Origin of the sequence: Tardiphaga sp. 619_E2_N8_4 (genome assembly GCF_051810905.1) — a bacterium.
GTDB lineage: Bacteria > Pseudomonadota > Alphaproteobacteria > Rhizobiales > Xanthobacteraceae > Tardiphaga > Tardiphaga robiniae.
The window spans coordinates 4,632,321-4,646,547 of record NZ_JBPWQJ010000001.1; the positions used below are offsets into that span (position 1 = coordinate 4,632,321).

Annotated in this window: 15 protein-coding genes; 5 read left to right on the plus strand and 10 right to left on the minus strand. The window is 62.6% G+C overall.

Annotation, left to right across the window (positions count from 1 at the left end):
* Positions 1-67 precede the first annotated feature (67 nt).
* From AB8A23_RS22285 to AB8A23_RS22310, 6 genes are all read right to left on the minus strand, one after another.
* Complete coding sequence (locus AB8A23_RS22285) at positions 68-364, minus strand: antibiotic biosynthesis monooxygenase family protein (protein ID WP_439058203.1); 297 nt, start codon at positions 362-364, stop codon at positions 68-70.
* A gap of 77 nt (positions 365-441) precedes the next feature.
* On the minus strand, positions 442-675 hold the full coding sequence (locus AB8A23_RS22290; RefSeq protein ID WP_439058202.1) for a hypothetical protein: 234 nt from the start codon (positions 673-675) through the stop codon (positions 442-444).
* A gap of 39 nt (positions 676-714) precedes the next feature.
* On the minus strand, positions 715-1,959 hold the full coding sequence (locus AB8A23_RS22295; protein ID WP_439058201.1) for a diguanylate cyclase: 1,245 nt from the start codon (positions 1,957-1,959) through the stop codon (positions 715-717).
* A gap of 244 nt (positions 1,960-2,203) precedes the next feature.
* Positions 2,204-2,680 carry a 30S ribosomal protein S9 gene (rpsI, locus tag AB8A23_RS22300; RefSeq protein WP_089264585.1) on the minus strand — a complete coding sequence of 159 codons (477 nt, stop codon included), beginning with the start codon at positions 2,678-2,680 and terminating at the stop codon, positions 2,204-2,206.
* Positions 2,680-3,144 carry a 50S ribosomal protein L13 gene (gene rplM, locus AB8A23_RS22305; protein ID WP_089264586.1) on the minus strand — a complete coding sequence of 155 codons (465 nt, stop codon included), beginning with the start codon at positions 3,142-3,144 and terminating at the stop codon, positions 2,680-2,682. Before rplM ends, rpsI begins: the two co-directional genes overlap by 1 nt.
* A gap of 151 nt (positions 3,145-3,295) precedes the next feature.
* Positions 3,296-3,727, minus strand: a complete 432-nt coding sequence (locus tag AB8A23_RS22310) for a PaaI family thioesterase (protein WP_184516127.1) — start codon at positions 3,725-3,727, stop codon at positions 3,296-3,298.
* Positions 3,728-3,803: 76 nt separating this feature from the next.
* Between AB8A23_RS22310 and AB8A23_RS22315 the strand changes: the two genes are divergently transcribed.
* The 3 genes from AB8A23_RS22315 (at position 3,804) to AB8A23_RS22325 (ending at position 6,656) form a co-directional block, all read left to right on the plus strand.
* Positions 3,804-4,625: an enoyl-CoA hydratase gene (locus AB8A23_RS22315; RefSeq protein WP_439058200.1), complete on the plus strand. Its 822-nt coding sequence runs from the start codon at positions 3,804-3,806 to the stop codon at positions 4,623-4,625.
* A gap of 5 nt (positions 4,626-4,630) precedes the next feature.
* On the plus strand, positions 4,631-5,227 hold the full coding sequence (locus AB8A23_RS22320; protein WP_439058199.1) for a CoA-binding protein: 597 nt from the start codon (positions 4,631-4,633) through the stop codon (positions 5,225-5,227).
* Between the two features lie 148 nt (positions 5,228-5,375).
* Positions 5,376-6,656, plus strand: a complete 1,281-nt coding sequence (locus AB8A23_RS22325; protein WP_068730964.1) for an O-acetylhomoserine aminocarboxypropyltransferase — start codon at positions 5,376-5,378, stop codon at positions 6,654-6,656.
* A gap of 181 nt (positions 6,657-6,837) precedes the next feature.
* Here AB8A23_RS22325 and AB8A23_RS22330 read toward each other — a convergent pair whose 3' ends face one another.
* Both AB8A23_RS22330 and AB8A23_RS22335 read right to left on the minus strand, forming a co-directional pair.
* Entirely contained in the window at positions 6,838-7,647 is an 810-nt protein-coding gene (locus AB8A23_RS22330; protein ID WP_439058198.1) for an FTR1 family iron permease, read from the minus strand.
* 119 nt (positions 7,648-7,766) lie between these two features.
* A complete protein-coding gene (locus AB8A23_RS22335; RefSeq protein WP_439058197.1) occupies positions 7,767-8,858 on the minus strand; it encodes a COX15/CtaA family protein in 1,092 nt (363 codons plus the stop codon).
* 168 nt (positions 8,859-9,026) lie between these two features.
* On the opposite strand from AB8A23_RS22335, the gene AB8A23_RS22340 reads away from it, so the two are divergent.
* Entirely contained in the window at positions 9,027-9,248 is a 222-nt protein-coding gene (locus AB8A23_RS22340) for a DUF2842 domain-containing protein (protein ID WP_093758797.1), read from the plus strand.
* Positions 9,249-9,353: 105 nt separating this feature from the next.
* On the opposite strand, the gene AB8A23_RS22345 is transcribed toward AB8A23_RS22340, so the two are convergent.
* The gene (locus AB8A23_RS22345; RefSeq protein ID WP_439058196.1) at positions 9,354-10,391 is read right to left on the minus strand and encodes a polysaccharide deacetylase family protein; all 1,038 of its coding nucleotides are present in this window, start codon (positions 10,389-10,391) and stop codon (positions 9,354-9,356) included.
* Between the two features lie 126 nt (positions 10,392-10,517).
* Between AB8A23_RS22345 and AB8A23_RS22350 the strand changes: the two genes are divergently transcribed.
* Entirely contained in the window at positions 10,518-11,699 is a 1,182-nt protein-coding gene (locus AB8A23_RS22350) for a GNAT family N-acetyltransferase (RefSeq protein ID WP_439058195.1), read from the plus strand.
* Between the two features lie 149 nt (positions 11,700-11,848).
* Here the strand turns inward: AB8A23_RS22350 and AB8A23_RS22355 are convergent, their stop codons facing one another.
* Positions 11,849-14,152, minus strand: a complete 2,304-nt coding sequence (locus AB8A23_RS22355; protein WP_439058194.1) for a GumC family protein — start codon at positions 14,150-14,152, stop codon at positions 11,849-11,851.
* Positions 14,153-14,227: the final 75 nt, after the last annotated feature.

Sequence of the window (14,227 nt, forward strand, 5' to 3'; positions counted from 1 at the left end):
AGCTCATGGTTCGAGACGGCGCTGAAGAAGCGCCTCCTCACCATGAGGGACTGAGTTTGGGTTATCCCTACGTCGTCAGCACGGTCTCGGTGTGCTCGACATAAGGCGGCGTTTCGAAATACGGGCCCACCAGCGCACGCCATTCGGCGAAATCGGGCGAGCCGCGGAAATCGACGGTGTGGTTTTCGAGGGTTTCCCACTTGGCGACGAGACGGTAGCGCGACGGCATCTCGATCGACTTGTGCAGCTCGAAGCCCTTGCCGCCCTTGGCGCGGAGGAACAGCGGCTTCGCCTTGGCGACGGCCGCCTCGAAATCCTTCTCGGTGCCCGGCTTGACGTCGATCTGTGCGATTTCAGTGATCATGGTTTCCCGACCCTTTGTTTTGCGGTCGGTGTCTTTACCGCAAAGTCGGGGTTCGGTGAAGGAGCCGCCGAAAGTGATCAGGCGAACAGCAGAACCGTGCCGACGACCATGACGCAGCAGCAGATGAAAGCGATGACCGGCAGCTTGCCGTGCTGCACGCCGTAGCGCCCCTGCGCACGACGTTCGGTGATCAGTGCGGTCTCGTATTCGTCCGAGCTCGAAAACATGCAGGCAAAGCCCGCACGGGCCGAAGCGGCAGCCGCTTCGAGCGACATCAAAGCAGTATTGGAAGTCGAGTCAGGCGAGGTCATCATGCGATGACCATAGGGATCGAATGGTAAACGGATCCTTTATCGCGCGCCGCTTGCCGTCATCGTGACCGCAGCCCGCACGACGCTCGGCTTCGCCGTTTGCCCGATCGCCGCAGCGCGGCGCCCCTGCTCCAGCGACAGCGGTTCTTCTTCCGCGGCCTGCACACGGTTACGTCCGCTGCGCTTGGCCTGGTAGAGCGCAGTGTCCGCGGCAGCCAGCAGGACGTCGAGTTCAGTGCCGGCCGGTCCGCCGGCCACACCGATACTCACGGTGGTCGCAACCGGCGCCTCGTCGACCTGGATGCCGCAGGTCGCAAACGCCTCGCGCACGCGCTCGGCCGCCTGCATCGCCTCGTCCAGGCTGCAGGGCAACATCGCCGCAAACTCCTCGCCGCCGATGCGGCCCGACAGGTCGGTGATCCGCAGCGTATGCGTGATGACCGTGGCGAACAGCTTCAGCACCTCGTCGCCGGCGGGATGGCCGAAGCGATCATTGATCGACTTGAAGTGATCGATGTCGAAGATCATGACCGTGACCGGGCGCCCGGCCTTCGCCTCGCGCTCGATCATCCGCGCCGTAGCCTCGGAGAAGCCGCGGCGGTTGAACAGGCCGGTGAGCGGATCGCAGGATGCCGCGACCTTGTGCGCCGTGACCGCACGCTCGGACACCAGCATGAAGATCAGGAATACCGTGCCGACCGCATAGAGCACGAGTTCGACGGCAAAGGCCGTGACCCAGATGCTGTTGCCGAAATTGCTGTGATCGCCATGCAGCAGATCGCCGAGCAGGATCGGCAGCATCAGGACGAAACCATGCAGCATCGGCACCAAAATGGTCGGCCACCGCCGTTGCACCGCCTTGCGGCGCTCGTTCCACAATTCATGCGCCGTCAGCATCGCATAAAGCGCGACAATGCCGGCGCCGATGGTCATGCGCAGCGACGCGGCCTCAGCCGGCAGGGTGAAGATCACCGCGATCCAGGCGATGGCGCCGAGAAACAGGCCGGCCCAGCTCGGGCTGCGGCCATGGAACACGCGCGCAGCGTTCCACACCATGCCGCAGGCCACGAAGCCCACGGCATTGAATGCCAGCGACAGCACGTCACCCAGGAGCGACGCGGCAAGTGTCCACAATGCGACCGATACGGCGCCGAGCAGGTAAGCCAGCCCCCACCAGTTGAGGGCCGCGATCTTTTCCTGTCGTCCGAAGAACAGCAGCATCCCGCCCAACATCGCCGCAACCAGGGTTGCCACCAAATAGAGCGTGGAAGAATCGAGCGACATATTTGAGCACCGGCAATTGTTGCGAGATTTCCAAACCATCATGATTCGGACTGGCCTCTTCGCCATCATCGAACATACGAGTGTACCGATTGGAAATCCGTTTGCGCGCCTGCACAAGTTTTCACGAAAAACTGCATCAATCTGTCGGTATCCGGAATGTCCCGAAACGCAAAAAGGGCGCCCCAAGGCGCCCTTTTCAAAATTGTATTCACCGCATTTGCAGCAAATCTTATCGAAGCAGAAATTAGCGCTTCGAGAACTGGAAGGACTTGCGGGCTTTCGCCTTGCCGTACTTCTTGCGCTCGACGACGCGCGAGTCGCGGGTCAGGAAGCCGCCCTTCTTGAGGACGCCGCGCAGATCCGGCTCGAAGCAGGTGAGAGCCTTGGAGATGCCGTGACGCACGGCACCGGCCTGGCCCGACAGACCGCCACCGGCAACGGTGCAGATCACGTCGTACTGGCCAGCGCGGGCCGCAGCGACCAGCGGCTGCTGGATGAGCATGCGCAGCACCGGACGAGCGAAGTACACTTCGACTTCACGGGTGTTGACGACAACCTTGCCGGCGCCCGGCTTGATCCAGACACGAGCGACAGCGTCCTTACGCTTGCCGGTCGCATAGGCGCGGCCCTGCTTGTCGACCTTCTTGACGTACTTCGGGGCATCCGGAGCGGACACCTTCAGCGACGCCAGCTGATCGAGAGACTGCATGGTATCCGACATTATGCGGCCCTCTTGTTCTTGCGGTTCAAAGCGCCGACATCGAATGCTTCCGGCTGCTGGGCCTCGTGCGGGTGCTCTGCACCGGCATAAACACGCAGATTGCCGAACTGGACGCGACCGAGCGGACCGCGCGGGATCATGCGCTCAACAGCCTTCTCGACAACGCGCTCCGGGAAACGACCTTCGAGGATCGACTTCGCAGTACGTTCCTTGATGCCGCCGATGAAGCCGGTGTGGTGATAGTAGACCTTGTCGTCGCGCTTGCGGCCGGTGAAAACCACCTTGTCCGCGTTGACGATGATGACATGGTCGCCGCAATCAACATGCGGGGTGTAGGTCGGGAGGTGCTTGCCGCGCAGCCGCATTGCGACCAGCGTGGCCAGCCGGCCCACCACGAGACCAGTGGCGTCGATGACGATCCACTTCTTCGTGATCTCGGCGGGCTTTGCCGAAAACGTCTTCATTGTGAATATCCATGAAAAGGGGATATCGGCGGTGATCCACCGAACTGAGCGCGTTTCTAGATAGACAACCGGATTCCGTCAATGCCAAATATTGCAAAATTCGCCTATTAAATCATGGCGTTATAATTACGGTTATATAATACCTTAGTAATTACCCAACGTTCGGAATGGAATAGGTTGACGTCACGTGGGCTATCGGATCTGCCGAAGTGCCTGATAAAAGGGTCACTTCACCCACCGCGAGGCGTTTTCCGAGCTTCAGCAGCTTGGCGGCTGCCAGCACATCCTGCCCCGGCAGGCCCTTGCGCAGGAAATTGATGTTCAGGCTGGTGGTCACCGCGAGACCGACCGGACCAATGGCCGACAGCAGCACGACGTACATGGCAAAATCGGCCAGAGCCATCAGTGTCGGACCCGATACCGTGCCGCCCGGCCGCAGCATGCGTTCGCCATAGGTCTGGCGCAGCAGGCAAGTGGTACCATCAGCACTTTCAATCGCAATATCGCCGGCGCCAAAGGCCTGCGGGAACTCGCGTTTCAGAAACGACTCGAGTTCAGCTACGCTCATTTTCGCAGTCGTCATGTCTCCACCCTGCTCTCGCTTGTGCCGTCCTGTTACAATATGGTGACGGTCCTGCCCAGCGATGGAATCTCAAGTCATGGTTCAACCAGCACGCGCGGAAACAGCGCGGCCATCCATTCTTCTGCGTGAAACGGTCGGCAGCATCGGCGTGTTGACGCTGAATCGTCCGGCCGCCCGCAACAGCCTCTCCGAAGGACTGATCGGCGAATTGCACGCCGCCCTCGATGACATCGCCGGCGACAAGACCGTGCGCGCCGTGGTGATCGCCGCGAACGGCCCGGTCTTCTCCGCCGGACATGACCTGAAAGAACTCACCGCGCGCCGCGCCGATGCCGATCGCGGCCGCGCCTATTTCGCGCATATGATGACGATCTGCAGCGCCATGATGCAGACCATCGTGCGGCTGCCGAAGCCGGTGATCGCAGCCGTGCAAGGCGTCGCCACTGCTGCAGGTTGCCAATTAGTGGCGAGCTGCGATCTCGCTATCGCCTCCGAGCACGCAAAATTCGCGACGCCCGGCGTCGATATCGGCCTGTTCTGTTCGACGCCCATGGTGGCGCTGTCGCGCAACGTACCGCGCAAGCAGGCGATGGAAATGCTGCTCACCGGCGAGCCCATCTCCGCCGACCGCGCCCGCGAGATCGGCCTGATCAACCGCGTGGTGCCCGCCGGCACCGAACGCGATGCGGCGATCGCGCTGGCAGAACAAGTTGCGCGCAAGTCGGCGCATACGGTGAAGATCGGCAAGGAAGCTTTCTATCGCCAGGCCGAGATGAGCCTCGCGGATGCCTATCGCTTCGCCGCTGAAGTGATGACCGAGAATATGATGGCCCGCGATGCCGAGGAAGGCATCGGCGCGTTCATCGCAAAGCGCGAGCCGAAGTGGGAAGACCGGTAATTGAAATGAACCACGACAGCTATAACGACGCCTATATCCGCGAGATCCTCAACACCGTCAAAACCGTCGCGATGGTTGGCGCCTCCCCGCAAAACGTGCGGCCGAGCTATTTCGTATTCAAGTATCTCGCCGAACGCGGCTACGACATGATCCCGATCAATCCCGGCCAGGTCGGCAAGAGCCTGCTGGGCAAGCCGTTCATCGCCTCGCTGCAGGAGATCGGTCGCCCGATCGACATGGTCGACATCTTCCGCAGCGCCGAACATGTCATGCCGATCGTCGACATCATACTGACGCTCAATCCGCTGCCCAAGGTCGTCTGGATGCAGCTCGGCGTGCGCCATGATGAGGCTGCCGCCAAGCTTGAGGCCGCAGGCATCAAGGTGGTGATGAACCGCTGCCCCAAGATCGAATATGGCCGGCTGTCGTCGGAGATCCAGTGGATGGGTGTCAATTCGCGCACGCTCAGCTCCAAGCGCGCGCCGATCCCGACCCAGGGCATGCGGCTGTCGCTGAATCGCAGCAGCCTTGGCGGTGGTAGCACCGCTGCGGCCGATCGCGTTGCGCAGCAAAATAACAAGAACAAGAACGACACCGCCTGACGGCGCGTTTCGCGATTTTATTTCCTTTGAAATGACACAGCGCAGCACGACTGTTGCGAAGTCAGGGCAAAATGCCGCCTCGCCTTGACGGCGGCGCTGCGCCCGATCAGGTTGGCGCCAACAAACCGCTATTCGACAGGGAGTGATGATGAACGATCGTATTCCAGGCTTCGGCACCCTCGCCGTCCATGCCGGCGCGCAGCCCGACCCGACCACCGGCGCACGCGCGACGCCGATCTATCAGACCACTTCGTTCGTCTTCAACGATGCGGATCACGCCGCCTCGTTGTTCGGCCTGCAATCCTTCGGCAACATCTATACGCGCATCACCAATCCAACCACCGCTGTCCTCGAGGAACGCGTCGCAGCGCTGGAAGGCGGCACCGCGGCCCTCGCCGTCGCATCCGGCCATGCCGCGCAGCTCGTGGTGTTTCAGCAGCTGCTGCAGCCCGGCGACGAATTCATCGCCTCGCGCAAACTCTATGGCGGTTCGATCAACCAGTTCAGCCACGCCTTCAAGAGCTTCGGCTGGAACGTGGTGTGGGCCGATCCCGATGACGTCCCCTCGTTCGAGCGCGCGGTGACCGACAAGACCAAGGCGATCTTCATCGAGTCCATCGCCAATCCTGCCGGCTCGATCACCGACATCGAGGCGGTTGCTGCCGTAGCCCGCAAGGCCGGTGTGCCGTTGATCGTCGACAACACGCTGGCGACCCCCTATTTGATCAAGCCGATCGACCACGGCGCCGACATCGTGGTGCATTCGCTGACCAAGTTTCTCGGCGGCCACGGCAATTCGCTCGGCGGCATCATCGTGGACGCGGGCACCTTCGACTGGTCGAAAGGCAACAAATACCCGGTGCTGTCTGAGCCGCGCCCGGAATATCACGGCATCAAGCTGCAGGAGACGTTCGGCAACTTCGCTTTCGCCATCGCCTGCCGCGTACTCGGCCTGCGCGATCTCGGCCCGGCGCTGTCGCCGTTCAACGCATTCCTGATCCAGACCGGCATCGAAACGCTGCCGCTGCGCATGCAGCGCCACAGCGACAATGCCAAGGCGGTCGCCGAATGGCTGTCGGCACATCCGAAAGTGGCGGCGGTGAATTATTCGGGATTGTCGGATAACCGCTATCACACCCTAGCGCGCAAATATGCGCCGAAGGGCGCAGGCGCCGTGTTCACCTTCAGCCTGAAGGGCGGTTATGACGCCGGCGTCAGCTTGGTGTCGAACCTGAAACTGTTCTCGCATCTGGCCAATGTCGGCGACACCCGCTCGCTGGTGATCCATCCGGCCTCGACCACCCACAGCCAGCTCGACGACGAAGCCAAGACGCGCTCCGGCGCCGGGCCCGACGTTGTCAGGCTGTCTGTCGGCATCGAGGACAAGGAAGATCTGATCGCGGATCTCGAACAGGCGCTGAACGCATAAGTTCTTCCCTCGCCCCGCTAGGCGAAGCAAAGCTTCGCTAGGCGGGGAGAGGGTGGCGCGGACGCAGTCCGCGTCGGGTGAGAGGGAGCCAGTGTTTCACTCGCTGGCTCCCCCTCACCCGGATTACTCGCTTCGCTCCTAATCCGACCTCTCCCCGCAAGCGGGGCGAGGTTAAGAAGCGCTAGGCCTGACTGCGCATCGCCTTGTCTTCCCGCACCAGCCGCGCATTGCGCTGGAATACCGAATAGGTCGCCAGCGCGAACAGCACCACCAGCAGCTGGATCGACAGCGCTTCCAGCGTCGGATTGAAACCGATCGCCGTCAGGAATGCGCTGCCTGGCGTGTCGGTGACCCCGATCATCGCCTGTTCCTGGAATTCCTGGATCGCTTCGCCGATGAACTTGATGCCCATCACGAACAGGAAGGCCGAGGTGATGATGAACAGCGGTCGCAGCGGGATGCGCTGGGCGATCATGTTGATGAAATAAAACAGCACGACGAGACCGGCGGTCGCCGCCGCCAGACCCCCGAACAGTCCGACGCTCCAGCCGCCTTCGGTGGTCGCGAGCGTGTTGATGAACAGCACCGTCTCGGCGCCCTCACGAAACACCGCGAGAAATGCCAGCATCGCGACGGCCAGACCGGTATCCTGCGCGAGCGCCTGATCTGCCTTCGCCGCCAGATAATCCTGCCAGCCGCGCGGATCCTGCTTCACCATCAACCAGCCGCTGACATAGAGCATCAGGCCTGCCGCAAACAGGATAACGATGGCTTCAAAGACATCGCTGTGATCGCCGGAATTGAACACCGCAAAGGCCCAGGCTGCGACCAGGCTGGCGAGGATTGCCGCCAGCGCGCCCAGATAGAGCGCGGTCACGCGATGGCCGCCGCCGGATTTCCTGAGATAGCCGGCCAGTGCCGCGATCACGAGCATGGCCTCAAGACCCTCGCGCAGCAGAATGACGGCAGCCTGAATGAATACGGACGACATGACCCAATCCCGTGTGGTGGCGTGCCGTATCTATTGCGCGGTGCGCATGAGCGAAAGCCGCACAGCCACACGACTGCGTCAACTCCGCTACAATCGTTCTAGTCGGCAACGCGCAACAGCTAGGCGGCCTTGCCGACCGCGAGATCGAGCTGACGTTCCGTCAACGCCGCCCCGCGCGGCTTCATCCGCTCCACCTGCAGGATCGCCAGCGTCAGCACCACGATCGCGACCGCCTGATGCGTCAGCGCCAGATCGATCGGCACCTGATGCAGTAGCGTGAGAATGCCGAGTGCTGCCTGCACCGCGATCGATGCCGCCAGCCACAGCGCGCCATTGACAACCGGTGCCCCTGCCCGTGCGCGGATCGCATCGATCACATGCCAGATCGCGAGTGCGAACAACACATAGGCGGTCATGCGATGCTGGAACTGAACCGTCAGCGTGTTGTCGAACATGTTGCGCCACCACGGGTCCTCGAAGAACAGCCGCGACGCCGACGGGATCAGCGCGCCGTCGATCTCCGGCCAGGTGTTGAAGACGCGACCGGCGCGCAGACCCGCGACCAGCGCACCGAAATAGATCTGCAGGAAGGTCAGCCCCAACAACACCCAGCTCGTCACGCGCAAGCGACTTGCCGCCAGCACCGGCGCACGGTCGCTCAGGCGACGCAGCGTCCAGACGATGGCGGCGAAGATGATCAGTGCCAGCATCAGATGCGCCGCGAGACGATATTGCGAGACTTCCACGCGCTTGGTCAGGCCCGAGGCCACCATCCACCAGCCCACCGCGCCCTGCAGGCCGCCGAGGCCGAAGATCACCCACAGCCGCTTCTTCAGTTCCGAGGTCAGGATACCGCGCCACAGGAACCAGAGGAACGGCAACAGGAACACCATGCCGATGACGCGGCCGAGCAGACGATGGCTCCACTCCCACCAGAAGATGGTCTTGAACTCATGGAGCGTCATGCCGGAATTGAGCTCGCGATATTGCGGGATCTGCTTGTAGGCCTCGAAGGCCGCGATCCAGTGCGATTCATCCAGCGGCGGGATCGCGCCGGTCACCGGCTTCCATTCGACAATCGACAGGCCGGACTCGGTGAGCCGCGTCGCGCCGCCGACCAGCACCATCGCCACGATCATCGCGGCGACGGCAATCAGCCACCAGCGCACCGGGCGTAATTCCTTGGAGCGGGTTTGGGACGAAGCGGTCATCGACAGGGGTCTCGGGAACAGCCGCAAAATCAGCGCCAAAATCAGCGCCAAAAACCCAGCGCCTTGAATGAAATTTCGAGCCCCTTATAGTCCGCCCGCGAAGGCCTGCAAAGTTGGGCACTTTGCCTAACCCGATCTCAAGCCGACTTTGGACCGCACATTTCCGTCATGACCATCCGCACCCGCAAATTCTTCGGAACCATCTTTCTCCTGATCCTCGTGGTGGTGTGGTCGCTGCTCGGCATGACCATCGCGCAGACCCCCTGGCTGGCCAATAACGGCTGGCTGCAGGCAGCGTTCTATGTCATCGCCGGTCTCGGCTGGGTGCTGCCGGCGATGCCGATCATCAGCTGGATGGGCAAGGCCGATCCGGAACAGGACGTCGGCTGAAATCGTAGGATGGGTAGAGCGCCGGCGCGCAGCGCTGGAGCGAAACCCATCATGCCAGCGTGAAGCGATGGGTTTCGCGAAGACGCTCTACCCATCCTACGCTTGCTAGCGCCCCGCCCCGGCGCCGAGCATCACGCCCGACAGCATTACGCGCAAGGCGCGCAACGATTGTCGGCGGCCGTCCCAGGCGAGCCGCGGCAGCGCATGCAGATCCGATCCACCATTAACCTCGATGACGCCGGGGAGCGATGTCACGGCACTGGCAAAGCCGGCCTGCGCCACCATCGCGACGTGCCGCTTGTCGAACGAGGCTTTATCGCCGAACGGATAGGCGAAATGTCGTGGCTCATAGGGCAGCGCAGCTTGCGCCACGGCCCGCCCCATGGCGATCTCGCGCGACGCCGCGCTGTCGCCGAGATTGGCGAGCGCCGGATAGTTGACCGTGCTGCTGCCGATGGTCGCCCGCGGATTCCCCGCAAACGTGGCCACATCGTCCCAATGCGTCGCAGCATGATGTGACAGGGTCGCACTATCGACCGAATAGCGTTTGCAGAGATCGTCCGCCGCGACGGCCAGTTCGTGCGGCGGCAACGTCCGCAGCCAGCTATCGAGATAATAGTAGGCGCGATATTTGTCAGCGACCGAGGCGGTTTCGAAATGCCGCTGCCTGTGATCAATAATCAGGCTGATGCGATCATGCGTTGCGATCGCCTGCTCCAGCGCCAACCACCACATGGCGCCGAGCCCATCGGCGAAGGCACTCGGCAGATAGAGCGTGAACGGCACCTCATGCGCCGCCAGCAGTGGATAGGCGAAATCGACGAAGTCGCGGGTGCCGCCATCGAAGGTCAGCGCAACGAAGCGCCGTCCCGCACGCGGCGCGCTGGCGCGGCGACACACCTCGTCCATACCGACGATATCGATGGGCCAGCGCTTCAGCGCGCGGATCGTTCGATCGAGAAACCACGGTGTGATCTCGTGGGCTTTCAGCGGCTGGAATGCATCCTGCCGGGGCGGTCGCACGCGTTCGAATTTGAGGATGATACCGGCACCGCCGTGTCTGCGTTCCAGCAGACGGTGCATGCCGCTGAGATAAGTCAGCTCGAAGCCCAGCGCCAACAGCCAACCGGTCTTGTATGACACCGCAGATTCCCCCAAGCGGCGTCATGCCTCTCGCCAGTCGGCTATTGTCATTACTGTTTGTTGACATTTCTTTGCAAAGGTCGCCCCAAACCTAAAAATCTAAACAAAATCTGAAACAGGCTCGCGATGACCATGGCTGCTGTGATGGAAACACCTGTGGCGATGGCAACTGCGAGCCGCATCGCGCGCGTCGATGTAATCGGCGATTTCAGCGCCGCCGAAGCCATCTGGCGCAGCCTTGAGACGCCCGAACAGCTCTCCACGCCCTATCAGCGCTTCGACTTCCAGTCGGCCTGGCAGACCCATATCGGCGTCCAGGAAGGCTTGAAGCCCTTCATCATCATCGCCTATGACGCCGCACATCAGCCGCTGATGTTGTTGCCGCTCGCCGTGAGCCGCGAAAACGGCATGCGCGTCGCCGGCTATCTCGGCGGCAAGCACGTCACCTTCAACATGCCGCTGTTCCGGCGCGACTTCGCGGCGCAGGCGACAAAGGCCGATATCAACGCGCTGCTGCACGGCATCCAGCAGCACAGCGAAACCGTCGACGTCCTCGCACTGGTCCGTCAGCCCAAAAGCTGGATCGGCATCGACAATCCGCTCGCGCTGCTGCCGAGCCAGGCCTCGACCAATGATTGTCCGGTGCTGAAGATGGTGCCCGGCGAAGCCGCGACAGATCGCATCAGCAATTCATTCCGCAAGCGCCTCAAGACCAAGGAAGGCAAGTACCGAAATCTTGCCGGCTATCGCTACATGCACGCGAAGACGGATGCCGAGGTCAAGCGTGTGCTCGACGCCTTCTTCGCCATCAAGCCGCTGCGCATGGCAGAACAGAACCTGCCCAACGTATTCGCCGAGCCCGGTGTCGAAGCCTTCATCCGCCAGGCCTGCACGACGCCGCGGGCGGACGGCTACACCATCGATATCCACGCGCTCGTCTGCGACGAGGAAGTGATCGCGATGTTCGCCGGCGTCGCCGACGACAACCGCTTCTCGATGATGTTCAACACCTACACCATGTCGGAGAATGCGAAATACAGCCCCGGCCTGATCCTGATGCGCACCATCATCGATGCCTATGCCGAGCGCGGCGTGACGTCGCTGGATCTCGGGATCGGCGGCGATGACTACAAGCGGATGTTCTGCAAGGATGACGAGCCGATCTTCGACAGTTTCGTGCCGCTCACCACGCGCGGCAGGCTCGGTGCCATGGGCCTGTCATCCTTCGCCCATGCCAAGCGGATCGTGAAGCAGACACCAGCCCTGCTGCAGATGGCGCAGATGCTGCGCCACGCATTTCAGCGCTGAACATCCGGAATACAATTCGTAGCGGAAGTTCGTCATGCCCGGGCAAAGCGCGAAGCGCGGCTTCGCTGGACGTCCCGGGCATCCACGTCTTAGTCACATGAAGAAAGTCGTGGATGGCCGGGTCAAGCCCGGCCATGACGGCGACTAACCTACGCCGCAAACACGCGGCCGCCCGGCCCGACCGGGTCGTTGGCCGGCGGCGCTGAGCGCAACATTTTCACATCGGCGAAGCCCACGGCCTTGAGCTGTTCGGCCATCAGCTGGCGCGCATCCATGCTCATGGTCACTTCCGGCACCACCACGGCACGGGCCTGATCGGTCAGAAGTCCCGCCGGGAGATCGGCCGCGGTGCCGGCGTCCAGCAGCACGTGATCATAGACGCGCAGCAGCGCATCGAGCGCCATGGTCAGGCGCGGCGACTGCAGCAGCGAGCGATCGGCACCGGCGCGGCCGGCCGCCACCATATGCAGGCCCGACATCCGGTCCTTGGTGATGACCTGACCGAACGACGCCTCGCCCAGCATCAGCTCCGCCAGTCCGGGCGCGCGCGGATCGTTCGATACGGCTTCCAGCGTCGGCGACGACGAGGCCAGATCCACCAGTACCACTTTCGCGTCACGCGACAGGATGCGCGACAGCGTCAGCGCGGTGAGCGCGATGTTGTCGTTGTGGCCGGTGCCGAGGATCGTGATCTTGCGCGCCGATTTCCCGGCGGCGCGAAACTCCTGCGCAAGCTGTTCGATTTCGCTGACGCCGGCGGCCAGTTCGGGATGGGTATCGCGCACCACGGGCTGCGGCGCGGCAACGGGAGCCGGCTCAGGCACGATGCCCGGCGCAACGACAGTTTCCGGCTCACGCACGGCAACAGGCACCTGATCCACGAACGGCTTGAACGCCGGCTCGGTGACGCGGGCCTGCGCGACCGGCACCATCGGCGCAGCGCCGCGCGGCGCGGTCATGCGCAACAGCTCGCTGGTGACGATGCCACCGGCGGTCAGCATCAGCGTGGCGAGCGTCGCGATCAGCACGATCGGGAGTTTCTTCGGATAGGCCGGCGTGTTGGACACGATAGCGCGGGAGATGATGCGACCATCGGTCGGCGCCGCCTCGATATTCTCGCGGGTGGACGCTTCGCGGTATTTCGCCAGATAGGATTCGAGCAGATCGCGCTGCGCCCTTGCCTCGCGCTCCAGCGCCCGCAACTGCACGTCCTGGCCGTTACTGGATGTTGCCTGACGCTTCAGCTGTTCGAGATTGTTGGTGAGGCCGTCAACGCGGCCGCTGGCGATGCGCGCATCGTTCTCGAAGATGCGCGACAGTTTTGCGGCTTCGTCGCGCAATTGCTTGTCGAGATCGCCGAGCTGCGCCCGCAGCTCCTTGATGCGCGGATGCGCGTCGAGCAGCGTCGAGGACTGTTCGGCGAGCTGCGCACGCAGCGTCACGCGCTGCTCGGACAGTCGGCGGATCAGGTCGGAATTCAGCACTTCCGAGAATTCGATCGGCTTGCCGGTCTGCAGCATGTCCTTGATGAGTCGCGCCTTGGACTCGGCATCGGACTTCAGCGAGCGCGCATTGTTGAGCTGGCTGTTGATCTCGCCGAGCTGCTGGTTGGAGAGCGACGTATTGTTGGTGCCGATGAACAGGCTGGACTTGGAGCGGAATTCCTCCGCGCGCGCTTCCGCCTCGACGACCTTCTTGCGCAGGTCATCGATCTCACCGGACAGCCACTGCCCGGCCGATCGTGCCTGGTTCTGCCGCGCATTCTGCTGCATCACCAGATAACCGTCGGCGATGGAATTGGCGACGCGCGCGGCGAGCTCGGGATCGCGCGACTGGAATTCGACGACCATGACGCGCGACTTGTCGACCGCATAAGCCGTCAACCGCTCGTAATAGGCATCGAGCACGCGCTCTTCGGGCGTCATCGAGAACGGATCGCGGCCAATGCCCATCAGGCCGAGCAACGACCGCCATGGCTGCGCGCCCTGCAGCACCGGATCGAATTCCGGGCGCTCCGCGAGCTTGTTCTTCTTGATGATCTCCCGGGCAAGATCGCGCGACAGCAACAGCTGCACCTGGCTGGTCACGGCTTCTGCGTCGAGAGAGGTACGCTCTTCGTTGCGCTCGCCGCTGGGTCGCAAGAAAACGTTTTCACGCCCGTCGATCAGGATGCGTGCTTCCGACTTGAAGCGCGGCGTGATCATGTTGACGACAACGAGCGAGCCGACAAGTGCCAGCAGCGTCGGGACGAGAATCCACATCTTGCGGCGGACGAGCGCCTGCCACAGCGCGCGCAGATCGAGGTCGCCGAGATCAGGCGCCGGCGCAGCGTTCACGCGCTCTGCTTTCTTCTCCGGATTTTTGCGAGAAACCGGGTTTGGCATGGTTGGCGCCTTGATGGCCCGTTCGACCGACGCATCGCCCTTGCCTGCACGCCAGAATGCCAAACGCATCGCCTACCCCACCCAAACGCCACTGCGTCTACTCAACGGAATCGATTAAAGACGATTAAGGTTGCCGCGCGGTTA